The 20,197-nt window shown below is 25.9% G+C and carries 13 protein-coding genes; 6 read left to right on the top strand and 7 right to left on the bottom strand.

What is annotated here, in order from left to right; translation table 11 throughout:
• The first annotated feature begins 21 nt into the window (after positions 1-21).
• Both argJ and xth read left to right on the top strand, forming a co-directional pair.
• A complete protein-coding gene (gene argJ, locus HL033_RS04455; RefSeq protein WP_218194075.1) occupies positions 22-1,251 on the top strand; it encodes a bifunctional glutamate N-acetyltransferase/amino-acid acetyltransferase ArgJ in 1,230 nt (409 codons plus the stop codon).
• On the top strand, positions 1,251-2,060 hold the full coding sequence (xth, locus tag HL033_RS04450; RefSeq protein ID WP_218194074.1) for an exodeoxyribonuclease III: 810 nt from the start codon (positions 1,251-1,253) through the stop codon (positions 2,058-2,060). The genes argJ and xth overlap by 1 nt, the downstream gene beginning before the upstream one ends.
• On the opposite strand, the gene HL033_RS04445 is transcribed toward xth, so the two are convergent.
• Complete coding sequence (locus tag HL033_RS04445) at positions 2,027-2,626, bottom strand: RDD family protein (protein WP_218194073.1); 600 nt, start codon at positions 2,624-2,626, stop codon at positions 2,027-2,029. The two genes, xth and HL033_RS04445, sit on opposite strands and share 34 nt — an antisense overlap.
• A 100-nt stretch (positions 2,627-2,726) precedes the next feature.
• Here HL033_RS04445 and HL033_RS04440 point away from each other — a divergent pair, with 100 nt between their 5' ends.
• Positions 2,727-3,053: a dihydroneopterin aldolase gene (locus tag HL033_RS04440; protein ID WP_218194072.1), complete on the top strand. Its 327-nt coding sequence runs from the start codon at positions 2,727-2,729 to the stop codon at positions 3,051-3,053.
• 37 nt (positions 3,054-3,090) lie between these two features.
• Positions 3,091-4,035 (top strand): malate dehydrogenase, encoded by a 945-nt coding sequence (mdh, locus tag HL033_RS04435; RefSeq protein WP_218194071.1) that lies wholly within the window; start codon positions 3,091-3,093, stop codon positions 4,033-4,035.
• Between the two features lie 216 nt (positions 4,036-4,251).
• Here mdh and HL033_RS04430 read toward each other — a convergent pair whose 3' ends face one another.
• The gene (locus HL033_RS04430) at positions 4,252-4,476 is read right to left on the bottom strand and encodes a hypothetical protein (RefSeq protein WP_218194070.1); all 225 of its coding nucleotides are present in this window, start codon (positions 4,474-4,476) and stop codon (positions 4,252-4,254) included.
• 201 nt (positions 4,477-4,677) lie between these two features.
• On the opposite strand from HL033_RS04430, the gene rpiB reads away from it, so the two are divergent.
• Complete coding sequence (rpiB, locus tag HL033_RS04425; RefSeq protein WP_218213764.1) at positions 4,678-5,136, top strand: ribose 5-phosphate isomerase B; 459 nt, start codon at positions 4,678-4,680, stop codon at positions 5,134-5,136.
• The gene (ubiG, locus tag HL033_RS04420) at positions 5,120-5,833 is read left to right on the top strand and encodes a bifunctional 2-polyprenyl-6-hydroxyphenol methylase/3-demethylubiquinol 3-O-methyltransferase UbiG (RefSeq protein WP_218194069.1); all 714 of its coding nucleotides are present in this window, start codon (positions 5,120-5,122) and stop codon (positions 5,831-5,833) included. The genes rpiB and ubiG overlap by 17 nt, the downstream gene beginning before the upstream one ends.
• A gap of 155 nt (positions 5,834-5,988) precedes the next feature.
• Here the strand turns inward: ubiG and HL033_RS04415 are convergent, their stop codons facing one another.
• The 5 genes from HL033_RS04415 to HL033_RS04395 form a co-directional block, all read right to left on the bottom strand.
• The gene (locus HL033_RS04415; protein WP_218194068.1) at positions 5,989-7,017 is read right to left on the bottom strand and encodes an NAD(P)/FAD-dependent oxidoreductase; all 1,029 of its coding nucleotides are present in this window, start codon (positions 7,015-7,017) and stop codon (positions 5,989-5,991) included.
• Between the two features lie 83 nt (positions 7,018-7,100).
• Complete coding sequence (locus tag HL033_RS04410; protein WP_218194067.1) at positions 7,101-8,432, bottom strand: TldD/PmbA family protein; 1,332 nt, start codon at positions 8,430-8,432, stop codon at positions 7,101-7,103.
• A 12-nt stretch (positions 8,433-8,444) separates the two neighbouring features.
• Entirely contained in the window at positions 8,445-9,023 is a 579-nt protein-coding gene (gene folE / locus HL033_RS04405; protein ID WP_218194066.1) for a GTP cyclohydrolase I, read from the bottom strand.
• A complete protein-coding gene (gene atpG / locus HL033_RS04400) occupies positions 9,020-9,853 on the bottom strand; it encodes an ATP synthase F1 subunit gamma (RefSeq protein WP_218194065.1) in 834 nt (277 codons plus the stop codon). The genes folE and atpG overlap by 4 nt, the downstream gene beginning before the upstream one ends.
• 196 nt (positions 9,854-10,049) lie before the next feature.
• Entirely contained in the window at positions 10,050-20,090 is a 10,041-nt protein-coding gene (locus HL033_RS04395) for a hypothetical protein (RefSeq protein WP_218194064.1), read from the bottom strand.
• Positions 20,091-20,197: the final 107 nt, after the last annotated feature.

The raw sequence follows: 20,197 nt of genomic DNA, 5'->3' as shown, positions 1-20,197 counted from the left end.
TATAAATCATTAAGTGAAATTATGGCATTTATTTCTCCACTTGCGCCAAAGATTTTTCCACAACTGCCTGAAATTAATGGCATAAAAATGCTATCTACTAGTGCAAAAATCAAGCCTTCTGGTAAAAATGATGTGTTAATTATAAAATTTAAACCTGGAAGTAGCGTTGCTGGTGTGTTCACAACTTCTTATACTGCAGGTAGTAATATTAAATACTGTAGGAGCATACTATCTCATGGATACGCTAGTGTTCTTATAGTAAATTCTGGCAACGCTAATGTAGCAGTAGGAGAGGAAGGAGATAAAGCAATACAAGAAATTGTAAACACCTGTTCAAAAGAGTTTTCTTGCCCCTCAGAAGAAGTATATTTTTCTTCAACTGGAATTATAGGTCAGGTTCTGCCAACTAAAAATATTATATCTGTTATTATAGATTCAGAAAGAAAAATGAATTCTACAGGTTGGAGGGAAGCTGCAATGGCAATTACTACAACAGATACTTATCCTAAAATGGTAACTAAGCAAACAAATATTGGTGGTGTGAATGTTACAATTAATGGTATTTGTAAAGGATCTGGTATGATTGCCCCAAATATGGCTACTATGCTTGCTTATATATTTACTGATGCAAGTATTAACTCAAACATTATGCAAAAATTGCTAAATGAATATACAGAAATATCATTTAATAGCATTACTGTTGAAGGAGATATGTCAACAAGTGATACAGTATTAATGTTTGCAACTAATGTTGTTAAACATCCTAAAGTAATTTCTCATAATGATAATATAATAAGCGATTTTAAGGTAGCACTTAAAAATTTAATGATAGAAATGGCACATTTAATTGTAAAAGATGGAGAAGGTGCACAAAAATTTATAACAATAAGTATTGAAAATGTTGTATCAGAGAAAGTAGCTAAAAAATTAGCACTCTCAGTAGCAAATTCTCCTTTGGTGAAAACTGCTATAGCAGGAGAAAATCCTAATTGGGGAAGAATAATTATGGCTTTAGGTAAAGCAGAAGAAGCGTTTGATCAAAATAAAATATCTGTTAAAATAGGGGATGAATTTATATTTAAAAAAGGTACATTATATACAAATTGTAATATGGAGCGCATTAATAATCATATGCAGGGCAGTGAAATTAAAATTACAATTGATATGGATTATGGAAATAAAAAGGCAGTTGTGTGGACTTGCGATTTAACTCATAAATTTATTGATATAAATTCTTTATATTCAACATAATGCTAAAAATAGCAACATGGAATGTTAATTCTATTAGAAAAAGGCTCTGTCATTTATGTGATTATTTAATTGCAAATGATATAGATATAATTTTACTACAAGAATTAAAATGTACAAATGAATTATTTCCTTATATGGATTTAGAATCTTTAGGGTATCAATGTTATGTACATGGACAAAAAGCAAGAAATGGGGTTGCTATTATTACAAAATATAAAGCCTCTAATGTAAGGCATAATATCTTTATGATCAATAATATATTTATAGAAAGTAGTGGTTCATATAATTGTGATGAGGCTCGTTATATAGAAGCTGTTATTATTTACAATGATATGAAAATTAGGGTAGCAAGTATATATGTTCCTAATGGACAAGATGTTAATTCTGAAATGTTTACATATAAACTGAATTTTTTTGATCAGTTACGATTTCATATGTTAAGCTTGCTAAATAAAGAAGAAATTACAATAATTGGTGGAGATTATAATGTAGCACCTGAAATAATAGATGTTTATTGTACATTACTAGATGGTAAATTATGTTTTCATAAAGATGAAAGAGCTAAATTTCGTTCAATACTTAACTTAGGATTTTTTGATGCATTCCGCGTAATAAATGATAATCAAAAATTTAGCTGGTGGAACTATAAAAATAATGCATGGAATGATAATAAAGGCATGAGAATAGATCATTTACTTTTATCTCCACAAGCAGCTGACAAGTTGTTACATTGTGATATTAATGAACAAACTAGAAGTTTGGAATCTCCATCTGATCATGCTCCAGTATTATGTGTATTAGAACTTTGAGCATATTTTTTAAAACTATTATTAGTTACTACAACTGTTTTTGCGATTTTATCATGCCAAGTTTGTTTACGTTTATCAAAATTAGCCCATACTATTCCTAAACAGAAAGGTATTCCTGATAATGGGAAAGCAATAAATCTCTTAATAGCTTGTGTTATTGTCATATTTTTAAAAGTCCTTTCATCTACAACTTTTAATCCCATGATAAATTTTCCAATAGTAGTTGCAAATTTTACCCACATATATACTTGATATAGTAATAAAACACCTAATTGTATTATTTGTTCACTAATAATAATAAGTAAATATATGTTTTTTAAACTTTTTTCTTCATTACTCAATATAGCTTCTATTTTATATTTTTCAATAGCTTTAACATACATTTTGTTTTTAGGATATATAGCATATACAAACACAATATGTATGATTTGAAGCATTAATAATATTATTATTAAATCTAATATAATACTTAAACATCTTCTTAGACCTCCTACATAGCAAATACCATCAGTTTCTTTTTGTTTTTTAGGATTAAAAAAAGAAAGTAATTTTAAAATAAATTTCATTTTTACAAACCTTTGATAAAATTAATTATATATATTTTATAGATAATATAAACAATATATTTTATAAGTATATTATTTATGTTTCATAGGTTATTTTATAATGGCTAATATAATGCACATACGAAACTTCATAATTTATGCACGAATAGGAGTTTATGCATGGGAGAAAGTTATTAAGCAAAAGGTAATTATAGATATTAAATTACCTATTAATAATATAAATTTTATAGATTATAAAGCTCTTATTGATGAAATTACGAATTTTATTAATGTAAAGCACTATGATTTTTTAGAAGACATGATACAATGCTTAAAGGATTTTCTTAAAAAAAAGTTTAATGTTATTACATGTTGTATAAAAATTCATAAGCCTCTTTTAGTATCTAATTTAGGAGCTAAAGTATATGTATTATCAACCATTAAATAATAAGTTTATTATTAATTTTAATTATTAGGTATTTAGTATGATGCATCAAAAAAAAATCTCTCTTATAGGGTCAGGTAATATTGGGGGAACTATTGCTTATCTAATAAATCAAAAAAAATTAGGTAATATAGTAATGTTGGATATAAATGAAGGATTATCAAAAGGAAAATCTTTAGATATATCTGAATCTTCTGCAATAAATGAATGCTACGTTAATATACTAGGTACAAGTGATTATCAAGACATTAAAGACTCTGATGCAATTATTGTAACTGCCGGAATTACTAGAAAACCTGGTATGAGTCGTGATGATTTATTGAACACTAATGCAAAAATTATCGAAAATATAGCAAAGAATATTCAAAAATATTCTCCTAATGCTTTTGTTATAATAATCACAAATCCTCTTGATGCTATGGTATGGCATTTATATAAAAAATCGAATTTACCTTCTAATATGATTTCTGGTATGGCAGGTGTATTAGACTCTGCTAGATTTTCTTATTTTATTGCTCAACACTTAAATATTTCTGTAGAAAATATATCATCTTTAGTATTAGGAGGGCATGGAGATCTTATGTTGCCTTTAATTAGATATACTACAGTAGGGGGAATACCTATTACTGATTTAATCAAGCTTAACATGATTACGCAATCCGATATTGATAATATAATTCAAAGAACCCGTAAAGGTGGGGAAGAAATTGTAAAATTATTACAAAATGGTTCAGCTTATTATGCGCCTGCAACTTCAGCTATATATATGCTTGAATCATTTTTATATGATCAAAAGCGTATATTACCATGTGCTGCATATTTGAACGGGGAATACGGAGTTTATGATTTGTTTGCGGGAGTACCTGTTATTATAGGTAAAAATGGCATTGAGAAAATTATAGAGCTAGATTTATTGCAAAATGAAAAAGAAATTTTTAATAATTCTATAAAATTAATAAAAGATCTTATACAGCTATTAAATTAATTTGATAAAGAAATACCATTTTGTAATAGTTTTACAATATCAGGCTGCTGTGGTGCATATCTATTGTTAGCAACTCAATATAGTTATATTATCACTATATTGTACTACTATGTATACACATATAAAAAGAGGAAATTATATAGCTGTTAGTATATCTACTAATTCTGAAAAATTAAATTTGAATATGAAAAATAAACCTTTAATAAAATATAAAAATTAATTTAAATGATAACTCTTTTTTATATTTGAAAATAAATTTTCATATAGCTCTATTTTATTAATTAATTTATTTGCGTAATTATTCATATACTTAAATTGATCCTCTTGAATAAGATTTAATTCGAAAGCTTTTATAACATTTTTTTTAAAAGCCACAACATAAGCCTTATTATTATTTAGATAACTTAATGTATAACGTATAATATTTTTTGCACTTTTCATTGATTATTATAATACAATTCATTATAAGTAATTATGCAAAATATTACACTTTAAAATTTAGTTGTAAAGAGAAAATTTTATCGTTTAAATTGAATAAACCATTATATACATCATTTTAAAAACATATATTCTATTCATTGACTAAAAAAGATAAAAAAAGTATGTATATTAGTATGCTTGATTTTTATATAAGGATCATAAGTGCTAATTTTGAAAAAAGTTTTTATTTCTTCTGACCATGCAGGAATTAAATTAAGATTAATAATAAACTCTTATTTAGAAAGTTTAGGGTGCACAGTTAAAGATTATGGATGTATTGTTAATGATGTTGTAGTTGATTATCCAGATTATGTTAAAGATGTAATATATGATGTTTCTCGTGATGAACAAAGTTGTGGTATATTAATTTGCGGAACAGGTATAGGTATGAGTATTGCTGCAAATCGTTATAAAAAGATAAGGGCAGCTTTATGTCATAATATAATATTTGCAAAATTAGCAAGAGAGCACAATAATGCAAATATACTTTGTTTAGGATCTAGATATATTAGTAATAATGATGCAAAAGCAATTACTTATCAATTCTTAATAACCGAGTTTTCTTCAGGAAGACATGCTGAAAGAATAAAAAAATTAGAAAATTATGACAACAACAATTAATGAATCTGAAATAATAAAATTTACTAAAATTTCTGATCAATGGTGGAATAAAAAAGGTAGTTTTTCATTGTTACATAAGATAAATCCTCTAAGAGTATGCTATGTAGCAAATTATCTTAATAATATTTTTACTCAATTATCATCACTTTCTTTATTAGATATTGGTTGTGGTGGTGGTATTTTTTCAGAGTCAATGTCAAGATTAGGTATTGATGTTTGTGGTATAGATCCAAGTCAAAGTAATATTAATATTGCAAAAAATCATGCTTTAAAAAATAATTTACAAATAAATTATCGATGTATTGACATTTATGACTTAATAAATACCAATGAATGTTATGATATAATTGTTGTCATGGAAGTAATTGAGCATGTAAACAATTTACCTATTTTTATACAAAACGTCTGTCAATTATTAAAAAATAATGGTGTTTTATTTTTATCTACGTTAAATAAAACTATTAAATCAATGATATTTGCTATCATTGCTGCAGAATATATTCTACATTGGTTACCCCAAGGTACACACAAATGGCAAAAATTTGTTAAACCTTCACAAATAGTAAACATGTTATTACAGCAAAATGTTATAGTACAAGATATAACAGGAATTAGTTTTAATGTAATAAAAAATAAGTGGTCTTTATCAAGAGATATATCAGTAAATTATATTTTAACTGCACAAAAAATTATATAGCACAAGGTAGTTCATAATAAAAACAACAGAATAGTTATATTATTAAATAATATAAAATACATAATATATATTATGGAAAATATCTATTTTCAAATTCTAATCTAATTGATTATGTTTGTTCTAAAATACTGACTGGTTTATATAATTCATTGATATTAACTATTATTAGGAATTCCCTTAGATGTAGAATACTGAAAATTTAATGGAGTATTAAATATAACACGATATATATCATGACATGCAATAGCAGATTCTGCAAATCCTGTCAGTATTAACTTTAACTTTCCTGGATATGATGCTATATCACCTATTGCATATATTTTATCGCGATTTGTTCTACATGTAGAATAATCTACTGGTATATGAAAATTTTTAATATTAATACCCCAATTAAGTATAGGCCCAAGATTAGCAGATATACCAAAAAATGGTAGTAATATATCTGCTTGAATAACTTTTTCCTCATTTACACTAATATTCTTTATCACGATATGACTTAATATTCCATTATTTCCGTGTATACCACTAAGTTGATAAGGAGTAATTATTTCTAATTTCTTAGTTTTTGATAAATGTTCTAAACATGAAATGGTTTTTGGAGCACAACGAAATACTTTCCTTCTATGTATTATATATAATTTTTTAGCAACTTTCGCTAACTCTATAGCCCAATCTGCAGCTGAATCTCCTCCTCCTGCAATTACAATACTTTTATCATAAAAATTTGATAATTTGTCTATATGATAAAATACAGATTTATTTTCATATTTTATAATATCATCTAAGGGAGGACGATTTGGTCCAAATCTTCCAGATCCAGCAGCAATAATAATAACTTTACATTTAACTTCAATTTTATTATGAGTCACTACTATAAAATGATCAGTATTCTCAATTATATTTTCTGCAATTTCTCCCAATAAATATATAGGGTTAAATGGGTCAGATTGTTTAATTAAATTATCAATTAATTCTTGTGCTGTAATAACAGAATATGCTGGTATATCATATATTGGCTTTTCTGCATATAAAGCTTTACATTGTCCTCCTGCCTCTTTTAACGAATCAATTACACAACAACTCATCTTTAGCATGCCTGCTTGAAAAATAGTAAATATCCCTATAGGACCTGCACCAATTATTGCTATATCAACACTATAAGTTCTTGTCTCTTTAATTATCATTTTTATATAAATAATTTAAATACATATTATTATTATACTATATTAATAATACTTTTTGATATCAAAACTATACCTATATTTTATTATCTTCCAGCAACTGTCATTTGATGTATCTTTAATGTAGGAGAATTAACAGATTTTAAAAATACTAAATCGTTTGCTATTGATATGTTTTTAAACATATCAATTAAATTCCCAGCAATAGTAATCTCATTTACTGGATATGTAATTTTACCATCTTCTATCATAAATCCAAAAGCACCTTGACTATAATCTCCTGTTGTTAAATTAATACCAAATCCAAAAAGATCAGTAACATAAATACCTTGATTAATATCTGATATTAAATCATTAACAGAAATACTTCCATTTTGAATATAAAAATTACTTACTCCTGGAACAACCGCAGCGTTACTACGCTTAATGGCATTTCCTGTAGTGACTAAATTTAATTGATTTGCTGTATATATATCTAAAATCCAACTAGTAATTACTCCATTCTTTACTATTTCTTTCTTATAACCACGTATTCCTTCTCCATCAAATGGATATGAAGCAATTCCTTTTTTTATTAATGGATCATCAATAATGTTGATATCACGAGAAAAAACTTGAGTATGTAGACTATTTGATAAAAAGGATGTTTTATTTGCTATAGAATCTCCTGTAATTGCACAAGCAAAATTTTGCAATAATGTACTTGCTACTCTATTTTCAATAACAACAGGCAATATACAGGTTTTTATTTTTCTAGCATTTAATTTTCTTAATGCTCTTATTGCAGATTCTCTTCCCAAATTACATGGATCTTGAATATCATTAAAATGACATTTTATTAAATAACTATAATCTACTTCCATTTTATTGTTTTCCGCAGCAATTATAGACAAATAAGCAGAAGTATAAGATTTCTTATAAGATCTTATAAAACCACCTGAAGTAGCTAATATAATATTCGTATTAACTCTTGAACAAGATGCTCCTTCAGAGTTAACAATCTTATTATCGTAAGATAATGCAGCACCTTCCATATCTTGTAGTAAAGTACTTATTTGCTCAACACTTATATCTATATTGTCAAATAACATTAAATCTTCTGTGATAAATTCGTTGTAATTATCTGAAGGAGGAATAAGGATATTAGAATCCTCTGGAGCAGCATTAGCCATTGTAATAGCCATATCTATTAATTCACTAATTTTACTCAAATCATTTGATGATATACATGATACTTTTTTTTTATCAATAACTCTAATGCCAATTTGCACACTATTAGAATAAGAAATTTCTTCAAGCTTTAACATTCTCTGTGATATATTTAATGAATTACTATCATATATAATAACATCACCTTCAACTCCTTTATTTTTGATAATCTTTATAGTATCTTCCGCAATGTTTAAGTAGTTATTCAATATTGTATTCCTCTATTTTATCACTTGATCAAAAAATTCCTTTCGTATATTAACATCATGTTGAAATATACCTAGCATGCAATGTGTTTGTAATATTAAGTTATTATTATAATATTCTCCATAACAAGCAATACATTCATGTGTTGCTTTAATAAGTACTGCTACACCTTTAGGAAGTAAAAAGTTATTCAAAAATTCAGCTATTTGCACAGTTAATTTTTCTTGCATTTGTAATCTTTTGACAAAAATATTGAGTAATTTTATCATCTTGCCTACACCACATATAGACTCATTTGGTAGATAACCTATATTTATATTTCCTTTCATAGGAACAATATGATGCTCACAATAGGACGTAAAACTTATATTCTTTAATATGATAAGATCAGTATAATTACAAAAATTAGATAATTCATCAGCAATACTTATATCTTGAGGATTATACTGGTAACCTTCAAACATTTTCCTATAAAAATTTAATACTCTTTTAGGAGTATTCAACAACCCTTCTCTATTTGGATCATCTCCCATCCATGAGATTAAAACTTTTATAGCCATTTCTGCATCATCATCAGAAGGTTTATTTATCATAAAGCTTCAGACCCACTAATAATCTCTATTAAATCAGTTGTAATAGAAGTTTGTCGTAAGCAATTATATTGTAAAACTAACTTATCTAACATACTTTTTGTATTTGAATTTGCTGATTCCATCCCTATCATACGGGCACAATTCTCACTGGTAATATTTTCGTAAAAAGCCATATAAAATAAATTTAAAACATAATTCTTTTGTATTTGATTAATTACTGCTGTATGATCAGGATCATAACTAAATTCATCATAAAACCTATTAGATTTATCATACATCAAAGGTAATACTTTTTGTAAAACAGGTCTTTGCAATCTTACATTATAAAACTTACTATAGATTAGTTCAACATTATTATATTGTAATATGTTTATCCTTATACCATATAAAAAATTTTTAAAAGAATAAAAATCTGATATATTTTTAACTTGAGGTAAAACTTTTAATGTTTTATTAGCATAAGTTTTTTTCATAATTTCATATGCTTTTTTTCCAAAGAAAATCAATAATACATCTTGATCTTTTTCAAGTAAATCAGCAATATGGTTATTAGCAAATTTTGCAATTGCATAATTAAAACTTCCGCATAATCCTCTATCAGAAGACAATATTATAATTAAAGTTTTTGCTTTCATATTATAATTTTGAACATTGTCATCGCATTTAATAGCCATTAACTTTAATAGCAAATTATTATAATTTTTAATAATATTAAGCTTTTGTTGAGCATGATGAAATTTTGATGCAGATATTGCCTGCATTATTTTAGTAGTTTTTTGTATAGATTTTATACTTTTAATACGTAATGCAAGAGCTTTTAAATTAGCCATAAACTATATATCAATTACAAACTTTTGCTAAAGCAAACACTACTTATAGTGTTCCCACTTATACTTATATGGTTATAGCTGAATTCTAACAAAATGCAATGACTTTTATAAGTTATATGTAATATAAAAAACTTTTTATATTTATTTAGATCTTACCTATAAAAGTCACTTAACATTTTTTATAAAAATCACACATTTACCGATTATTACATGAAGCAGTAATTTCTTGTAACAAACTGATACTATTACTGTGTCGTTTTCTACTACTTACGCTATCACTACTACTTACGCTATCACTACTACTTACGCTATCACTACTACTGTATCGTCGTAGTTTTCTACTACTTATGCTATTACTACTACTTACACTATCTATACTACTTACACTACTTATACTACTACTAAACATTAGATCTTTCTCATCTAATGATTCTTGAATGTCAATAGATTTACGAACATTAAGAATTGCATCCTGTATTTCTTTAGGATACACAGTAAATTCTGTATCATATACTTTACATAATCGTAAGATATTTTGTAATAACTTCTTAGCATATTGCGGGGTAATATTTTCTAAATTAACATCATATCTTTTTATTACATTTTTAATTGCCTTGCATAATAAATACGGGTGAACTTCTATAGAATTATGCTTAAATTTTATATTAGCTTTTTCTAAAAGTTGCTTCATAATTTTTTTACTGTATAATATGTTTTTATCATTAAACTGTGAATGAATAATAGCAATTCCATCAGTAAGATTAGCAGCATTCATAAGCAACATATTTTCTTTGCTTTGTATATCCTTTATAATACCATAATTATTCTTGATCTCATTTAATAATTGCATAGCAAGATAATTTATCTTGAGTTTAGAAGAACCTTTATTTTCACTACTATTTAACTCTTTTAAAAATGATGATTTATCAATATGCTGTAATACATCATTGTATGATTCCTGTTTAGATAAATCAAGCTTAATATCTATATCACAATGACTAGATATGAATTTCATTAATTTTATACAATCATGTACATCATTCATTTTTAATTGCTGACTTGCTGTTAATATATAATGTAATGTTGTTGAATGTAATGAGTTTCTTAATAAATTAGTAATATCATTACCTTCTCTTATACTCATCATGTTAATCATATTCTTAATTAATTTACTACGATCATCAGCATTAATTTCATTTTGTTCATCTTTCAACACTGAATTAACAACAGACTGAAATAAATATGGATGCACATTTATTGTTTTTAGTTCAGAAAACATCAGATCACCAGAAATATTATGTACTTTATCTATACATTCACTTAAGCATTGCAATATACTAACATCATGTTTTTTTAATGCATCACTCATTTCTATCACTAATTTACCATTAGCATTTTGACTCACTATTATATTCTCTGTTCTGGTAAAATCCTTTATCAACTTATAATTTATCTTTAAATCTTCTAAAAATTTTTCAACATATTTAGTACATTCTAAATAACCAGCACTTTCTAAAGCATAATGAGAAGCAATACTTTTCAAATGTATATCTTTATCAATTGCTTGTGCATATTGCAAGTATAGCTTCATGTTATCAGCATCTGTATTAAGATTAACATCATATTGATGGATCTGAGCAATATTTCCTATGTAACGCTCCATAATTTCTTTATATAATGCTAAATTATACATTGTCATTGAATCATAATTAGCACTTCGTTGTATTAATAGCTTACACATTTGTAATTTTGTATTGCCATGTATTTTACTTATATCACATGTATCTAATTTCATATCCTTAATAGCTTCTTCAAAGAGTTGTGGATCTATTGCAATTTTACGCTTAGCATTACGCTTAACTACAAGTACAATATCTTTAAAAAGTTCATTTAAAATGTCATTATACTTTACAAATAGTGCTTTATTAGCTTGATCTAATGCGTCAAAAAACTTGCCATAAATATTGTATATTTCTTTACTTTGTCCATTATCTATTAGTATTGTTTTTGTCCTTGTATGCTTTTGTGATTTTAATATTACCTTTGCTGAAGATAAGTTACTAACAATATCTACTACATTATCAAAATCTCTAGACAAATTAGGTTTAGTACTTGCATCAGTTTCAGATAATACTACAGTTAGAGATTTATTACTACTTGCAACTTCAGAAGATAAAGATTGAGCATTTGCATCAGCTTCAGGTAATCCTGCATCATTAGGTTTAGTACTTGCATCAGCGTTAGGTAATATGGAAGGTGGAAATTGATCATCACCTGTAAATCTAGGTATAGGCAACATGGAAGGTGGAAATTGATCATACATTGCATCTTCAGAAGATAAAGATTGATCATCACCTACAACACTACACTGTTTTAATTGATCTATACCATCTTTTCCATGTATATGCCATTTACCATTACGTAAAGCTTCTTTTAAACTAAGATTACCAATATATACTCTACAATTATCAAAATTTAACTTTTCTCCCTTTAATCCACAGTTATTTAAATATTTTTCATCTATAGATATAGTTCCATCTTTTCTGATAATAACTTTAATTTTCTGAACATTTGCATTTTTTGGTTGCCATAATAATTTTAAATTTACTATTCCATCAGTAACAATATATTTCCTTATATTACCAATTTTATGTATATAACCTTTATTAATTCCTTCATTAAAATCAAATTTAATAATATTAAGATTATTATCTTTAAAAACTTTATCTCTCAGTGCCCTAGTAGGTATAAATTTACCATCTGTTATTGATGTATCCACTGTAGTACCACAAAAATCAGTCTTACATACTGATTTATCATGATTTTTAATTTTTATATTTTTTTGTACTACATCGATAACTCCTACTTTTATACTATGATAATCACTTCTACACAGAAAAATAAAATCTAATAAATTATTTACTTCTTTATTTTCAATATTTAAACTTTTTTTAATACTATTTTTAATAGTAATATTTTTCATATCATTTAGTATATCATCAAGTAACTGCTGATCATAATTAATCAAAGCGCCACGAGATATTAATAACCTTAATATATCAAAGTATTTCTGATCTTGATATACAGGATTTTCATTCATATTCTTCAATAATTTGTAAACTGGCCCACTATCACTATAATAATTATTATTATTAATATTTAATCCTGAATTAAGTACATTAATAACACATTGAATATTTCCAGACATAATAGCATTATGCAGAGCATCAGCTCCTTTATACTCATGAAGACTAAAATAATAGTTTCTTAAAATATAACTTTGTAATTTATCATTACAACTTGAGGCATTTACAAATATTGTACCTAAGTTACATTCTTTAGATATAGTGTCGGGCGTTAAGTATTTCTCTAAACTAGAAAAAATCCTATCACAACCAGGTACTTTAGCAAGAACTTCTATAGCATTTTCTCCATAATTATTTTTGTGTTGATACAAAATTTTATTTAATAAGTCTTCATCTAAATGTTTAATTATAATATCAAAAATATTATTTAATATTTCTAATACTTGAGGACCACTACTTCCTTCTAATACCATTTTATTAAAAAGTATTTGCAATCCATTGTTTCCATTTTGATCAGTAGCTAATAAAGATCTTGCAATAATTTCATAATCATTATTACGCATTATCTCAGTTAAAACATCTAATCCAGTTTTACGTTGAGCAAAAATAATTTCCATAAAAATAGCATCAAAGATTTTAGTAGAATTTAATATCTTCTTATTATCTAGCATTAATAAATTATCTAAATTAAATATATTCTTAACGATGTATTCTTCGATACCGATTTCATGAGAATATTTAATTGTAACTAATTCTTTTAATTTTTGTATATTTTTATCATCAGATTCTATGGAGTTTACAATATCACATAATGATAGAACACTAGATGTTGCAGTACACTTAAATTTCTCTGTTGATATAGGATGTCGCTCTAAGGAAGAATAAAATATTTCATATATTATGTTACTGTATTCCTTATAATCAGCAAAATTATTTGCTAAATACACCAACATAGTATTAACTATACTTGGATTTATTTTTTCACAATTTAAAATATCTTTAATATTAGAAAGACAATCCATTTGATTTCCTCTCATCAAATAATCAATAATAGAAATATATTCTCTATTTCTAAATATAACTTTCCTTTCTAAAATTTGATAATTGTCTTCACATTCACGTAAAAGTTTTTTGACATTTATAGAACCGTCATCGAACTCATTTAATAATTTAAAAATTATTAACTCATCTTTTGATGTATAAAGGTCATCACTACTATCATAAATATGATTAAATTTAAAAGAAAATAACAAATCATGCAATAATGCATCTCTATATGAAATATTTTTGCAATTTTTGAAAACATAATTCAATATCATATTGCATTCAATTGGATCTTTTACATAATTATCCATTAAGATATTATATATATATTTCCTACTTTTAAAACGATCTTTTTCTCCTTTAAATAATGAATTTTCAATAATACTTGCAAAAAATTTAATTCTTTCTTCCTTCGATAATTTATTTAAATCATTAGATAAATTTTCTTCATTAATAATTTGTAATACTCTAACTATATTTTCATTATCAGAAGAGTTAAATATATTATAAATTATATCGGTCATTTTTAATTTTTGTAGCTGATCTTTTTTTACATAATCCATTGCTTTTACATTAGAAACTGGATTTTTTTGTAATCCTGCAAGCAATTTTATACATTCATAATTACCTTCATTATCTCTTAACAAATGAGAAGAACATAAATTTGCCATGTACTTTAAATCTTTGTCAAATACTCCATATTTGACACAATTACTGTATAAATCATAATCTTTGGCTTTGACAATCATCTCAATAATGGTTGGAGATTTAAATTCATCACTAATCAAACACTCTGCGATAAAATTATTGAATACTCTCAAAATCTCAGGACTCTTATTAAAAGAAATCATCTTTTGATCGATTTCTGAGAATATCAAATTAAACTTTTCTTTATTATAAGTTTCTACTTCCCTTAAACTCATAACTAGTTTTAATATGTCCACCACATTATTCAATTTCTCGCGAGATAACTCCGCAACATATGGGCGTAATTTATTATTAAAACGATCTAATAATAAAATTCGCGCAGATCCCTGTTTAGTAGAACCTGTTGCAGGATCATCTTTGTACCGATTGTATAAATCATAATCTTTGGCTTTTAAAATCATATCCCTAATGGTTGGGGATTTAAATTCATGACTAATCAAACACTCTACGATAAAATTATTTAATATTCTAGAAACCTCAGGATCCTTATTAAAAGAAATCATCTTTTGATCAATTTTTGAGAATATCAAATTAAACTTTTCTTTATTATAAGTTTCTACTTCCCTTAAACTCATAACTATTTCTAATATGTCCATCGCATTATTAAATTGCTCGTAAGATAACTTCTCAACATATCGCATAAAATTATTACGTAATAAATCTACTGCAGGATTATCTTCTCTTTGCGCAAATCCCTGTTTAGTAGAACCTGTTGCATGATTATCTTCTATTTGCGCAGATCCCTGTTTAGTAGAATCTGTTGCAGGATTATCTTTGTCTTGCGCAGGTACTTCCTGTTTACTAGAATACATAAACCGACAATTACTGTTGTATAAATCATAATCTTTGGCTTCTAAAATCATATCCATAATGGTTGGGGATTTAAATTTATCACTAATCAAACACTCTACGATAAAATTATTTAATATTCTCAAAATCTCAGGACTCTTCAAAATCTTAAGACTCTTATTAAGAAAAATCATCTTTTGATGAATTTCTGAGAATATCAAATTAAACTTTTCTTTATTATAAGTTTCTGCTCTCCTTAAACGCATAAATCGTTCTGATATGTCCATCGCATTATTAAATTGCTCGGAAGATAACTCCGCAGCATATGAGCCTAAACGATTATATAATAACTCTGAATATTTTATTACAGGATGTTTCATAGATGCAGGATTATCTTCTATTTGCGCAGATCCCTGTTTAGTAGAACCTGTTGCAGGATTATCTTCTATTTGCGCGGATCCCTGTCTAGTAGAATCTGTTACAGGATTATCTTCTCTTTGTGCAGATCCTTCCTGTCTAGTAAATTCATATGCTACATTAGATGTATTAAATGAATTATCAGATTTTTTTAATATAGCAAAAGGATTATAATGTATAATATCGTACACATTAAAATCATCATTAGATGACATATCTTTCTGTGGTGTACCACCACTTTCCATAACTGCATTTAAATTTATAGGTATATTACCATCAAATTTATCATATGAATTATTTTTTTTAGATGTTGTATGTTTATTTATTGTACTATATACAGCAAATGTTTCAGGTCTACCACCCGCTTTGTTAGCATCAACAGCAGATGCTTCACCTTCTTTAGATTTAGCATCAACAGCAGATGTTTCAGGTCTACCACCCGCTTTGTTAGCATCAACAGAATTATGTTCGTCTTGTGAATTCAGAAACTCATGTTCGTTCTCGCAGTCATGTAGTAACTTTAATATAGAAGTATCAAGTTTGTTATACATTGCAAATTGGGATAAAGTATTACCTTGTTTCAAAACAACTTTAGGATTAATTTTCTTTAATTTCTTTAATAATTCTTTACGCGAAATGTTAGAATAATCATGTTTAGTAAGAAGATCATTATTATAATTAATGGCATTTTTTATAAATTTAAAATTATTTGATAATGCTAAATCATATAATAAAGTATCTTTAGAAAGATTTTTATTTTTTAATGCAGCGATACATGCACTATCCATTTTTGCTTCAGCCATCCTTATAAGCTGCAAATCACTTATTGATAATCCTTTGCGTATCAAAAACTCTAATACTCTTGATTGTTTATTTTTAATTAATGCATCAACATCTATTGTATCACTCTCAATAATATCTATTTGACAAGCATTAATAGTATCATTAATAATTTCTGCATTTAGTCTTTTTGCTACTTCAGAAAAGTCATATTCTGCCAAAAAATTAATACAATTGATACTATTATTCTCAATTAATGTTCTTAATCTTATGTTCTGACACATAAAATTAAACTTTTTCTTACTAACTATGTGTATACTTTTCAATATTCTTATGTTATCAGTTTTTATGCATTCTTGTGCAAGTTTAAGCAAGTGTTGGTCATCTAATTTGCTAATATATCGTTGAAAAAAACTATCATGAGAATTTTCCTTTGCTAATTCTATTGAAAATTTCAATAATAAATTTTGATACTTTTCACTATCTTTTCCTTCATAACGCTCAATTTGAGAAATAATAGAATGAAAGGTTTTATCATCTTCTTTAAATAATTTTATAAATAACTCTAATTTTCCTAGTAAATCTATTTTCTTGTTTTCTGAAGATTTATTATGTAATTCCTGTAAAGCAAATAATTGATTAATAAAATATCGATCTTTTGAATTTATCACCTTATCCACAAAATGATCATTTAGTAGAATTTTCATTAAATTCTTTGTATCCAATTTTTTGAAATAAGAAAATAAATAACTAGATAAAGCATATTCTTTACTATCTATTAATAGAGTTAATGGGCTATCATTATAAATATTATTCGCTAATAAAGCATCGATAAAATTATTAATATTTTTTTGTTTTGAAGATGCACTAAAAATATTTAATCTGTGTTGTGAATTTTTACTTGATAATTCATCATATATTTTCACTATCTCAATAAAAAGATTATATTTTTGAGATAAAAGAGTTGTATGAAGAATATTATTTTTCATCTCTCCATCTTTAGTAAACTTATGATCATGCATTGATAACATATATTTCATAACAGAATTGTTGTTAGCCATAATTGCACATTGAAAAGTACTTCCTAAACGAGATTGATTATTTAATAGTAAGTTATGACTATTACTAGATTTATATAATTTTTGTAAAGCTTGTAAATGTATTCCACTTCCATTAGCAGCAATATGAGTAAATATATTCCATCCATCCTCATTACATTTTAAATATTCATTTACATTGCGAAACTTTTTTTTACATATATCTTTAAATTCTTGTACAGACATATCACAAAGATTAGAGAATTCTTTATATTGATTATTAGATGCATGAAATTTTTTCATAAGCTCTTGAAATGCTTTTACAGACTGATTATTACCTTGAACTTCATCTAATGTTTCTACAGACTGATTATCTTGAACTTCATCTAATGTTTCTACAGACTGATTATCTTGAATTTCATCTAATGTTTCTACAGACTGATTATCTTGAATTTCATCTAAAGAATGAACAACATTATCAATTTTAGCATTGAGCATCTTTAATTTTTGTTTCATTGTTTTTGAATTACTCTTTGCATATTGTGATAATTTATTTATATCTTTACTTGATAAAACTTTATTAAGAGAAAAGTCTTTAGTTAACTTTTTTAGTGCTTCATTACCTTCACAAGAAGCTAAAACAAAAAGAGATTTCATTAAACAATGATATTGCTGAGAAGAAAGACAATTTTCATAAGAAACACTAGAATCTAAAGGCAGGTCTTTCAAAATATTATTAATATTATCCTTATGTAAAGATATGATATACTGAGCTAACTTTATATGTCCCGCATCTAATGCAAGATTTACTAAATTATCTGCATAAATCAAGTTAATATTATAATCTATTAAAGCTTTAAATATATTTTCATCACCTTGTGACACTATTTGACATGCAACATTGTCAATTTCATTTAATCTACTATCAAATATATCTTTAAAAACATTACTACCGTATGATATAAATTCTTTAACATCTTTTGAATTACAAGTCATCATATTTTCAAGAACTGGTATATCATCACATACATTAAGTAATTTTTTAATCATAGGGAGATAAACTTCTTCTTGTGGAGAGAGACAATCTTGTGCTTTTTTTCTAGCAATATTACACATAATATGTAATAAAAATTCAGGATATGATTTCACAAAAAGTGATAGATCTTCTTCACTAAAAGAATAATCTTGTCCAATTACTTCTTGAAAAAATGCCACATCTCCTTGTATTATTAAATCTTTTAAATAATCATCATGCCATATAGAGCTATGATCCAGAAGTTCTCTAATTTTCTTGTAATCTTTATTCAAAGATAAATAATATAATAAAGCTTCTCTTGATATATTCTCTTCAGTAAAGTTTTTTTCAAATAAATAATTATTTTTGTTTAGAGTATCATCTGTAAATAATACCCTGTATCTATCATCAACACAATCTGAACAATTCTCCTTAAAAAAATCTTGAATATTTTTATCAATAGATTTTGCAAAAGGATGATCATAGCATTTAAATTTATCAATAGCATTATATTTAATTAAAGATACAATAATTTCATTTTGAATTTCCTTACTATCACAAACATCAATAGCCTTTAAAAAAGAAAAATCATTTTTGGCTATTGCTACACTTAGAACAGAAATATCTCTCCTATCATCAGATTTTGCTAATAAAATATCCTCATGATATTTCTTATCAATAATCCCTAAGATCTCTTCTAAATTTAGAACAAGTTCATTAGCTATTATTGCATCCTGTATAAGAATGCCGATACCTGATAGAAGAAGATTAAACTCATATTGTGAATTTACACATGTATTTATCTTATTGAGATACCATTGCATAACTTTCTTATTTTTACATGCAAACACATTAGCAAACAAACTATTTTGTTCACTATTAACATAAGTTATAATTGATGGGTTATGCTTATATAATATATCAAGAGCATTAATAACTTCATCAGCATCGTTATCGGTAACTATATTACTTGTCATGGACAGTAAATTGCTTCTATTTAATACATTTTCATAATTTTTTTTATCTTCATATATAATATCCCAAGTCAGTTTTTGTGATATTTCTGGGTGATCCAATATTTTTAAGTATTTAATATCACAAAATAGTACTGAAAAAAGTATTGGAAATTCACCTTCATAATGAGCAATGTCTAAATTATCATAAAGTTGAACAAGAGTACTAAATATTTTTACATCATAGTTGTGAAAAATCACATAATTTAATAAGCTTACATTATCTATAGGAGAAAAAAGAGCTATACTTTTTTCTTCGTTGCTTGCATTCTTAAAAAAATTATCTACTCCTTCAGCATCATTCTTTCTAATTGCTTCATGTAACTCGTTCAAAAATTGATTTGTCATTTTAAATATCCATAAAAATTTATTTTCTTTATTAAGATAGTTATAATATTTAATATATTAATATTTTATTAAAAAAATATCCCACAATATTAACTAATATTAAAAAG

This window comes from Neoehrlichia mikurensis (assembly GCF_019186785.1).
In the GTDB taxonomy this organism is placed as follows: Bacteria; Pseudomonadota; Alphaproteobacteria; order Rickettsiales; family Anaplasmataceae; genus Neoehrlichia; species Neoehrlichia mikurensis.
The sequence above is the reverse complement of the archived record's forward strand: the minus strand, read 5'-3'. Positions and strand labels throughout refer to the sequence as shown.

Bases quoted from the DNA above. Each gene is read 5' to 3' on its own strand.
- argJ (WP_218194075.1), top strand. From the start codon at position 22: ATGGCATTTATTTCTCCACTTGCGCCAAAGATTTTTCCACAACTGCCT.
- xth (WP_218194074.1), top strand. From the start codon at position 1,251: ATGCTAAAAATAGCAACATGGAATGTTAATTCTATTAGAAAAAGGCTC.
- HL033_RS04445 (WP_218194073.1), bottom strand. From the start codon at position 2,626: ATGAAATTTATTTTAAAATTACTTTCTTTTTTTAATCCTAAAAAACAA.
- HL033_RS04440 (WP_218194072.1), top strand. From the start codon at position 2,727: ATGGCTAATATAATGCACATACGAAACTTCATAATTTATGCACGAATA.
- mdh (WP_218194071.1), top strand. From the start codon at position 3,091: ATGATGCATCAAAAAAAAATCTCTCTTATAGGGTCAGGTAATATTGGG.
- HL033_RS04430 (WP_218194070.1), bottom strand. From the start codon at position 4,476: ATGAAAAGTGCAAAAAATATTATACGTTATACATTAAGTTATCTAAAT.
- ubiG (WP_218194069.1), top strand. From the start codon at position 5,120: ATGACAACAACAATTAATGAATCTGAAATAATAAAATTTACTAAAATT.
- HL033_RS04415 (WP_218194068.1), bottom strand. From the start codon at position 7,017: ATGATAATTAAAGAGACAAGAACTTATAGTGTTGATATAGCAATAATT.
- folE (WP_218194066.1), bottom strand. From the start codon at position 9,023: ATGATAAATAAACCTTCTGATGATGATGCAGAAATGGCTATAAAAGTT.
- atpG (WP_218194065.1), bottom strand. From the start codon at position 9,853: ATGGCTAATTTAAAAGCTCTTGCATTACGTATTAAAAGTATAAAATCT.
- HL033_RS04395 (WP_218194064.1), bottom strand. From the start codon at position 20,090: ATGACAAATCAATTTTTGAACGAGTTACATGAAGCAATTAGAAAGAAT.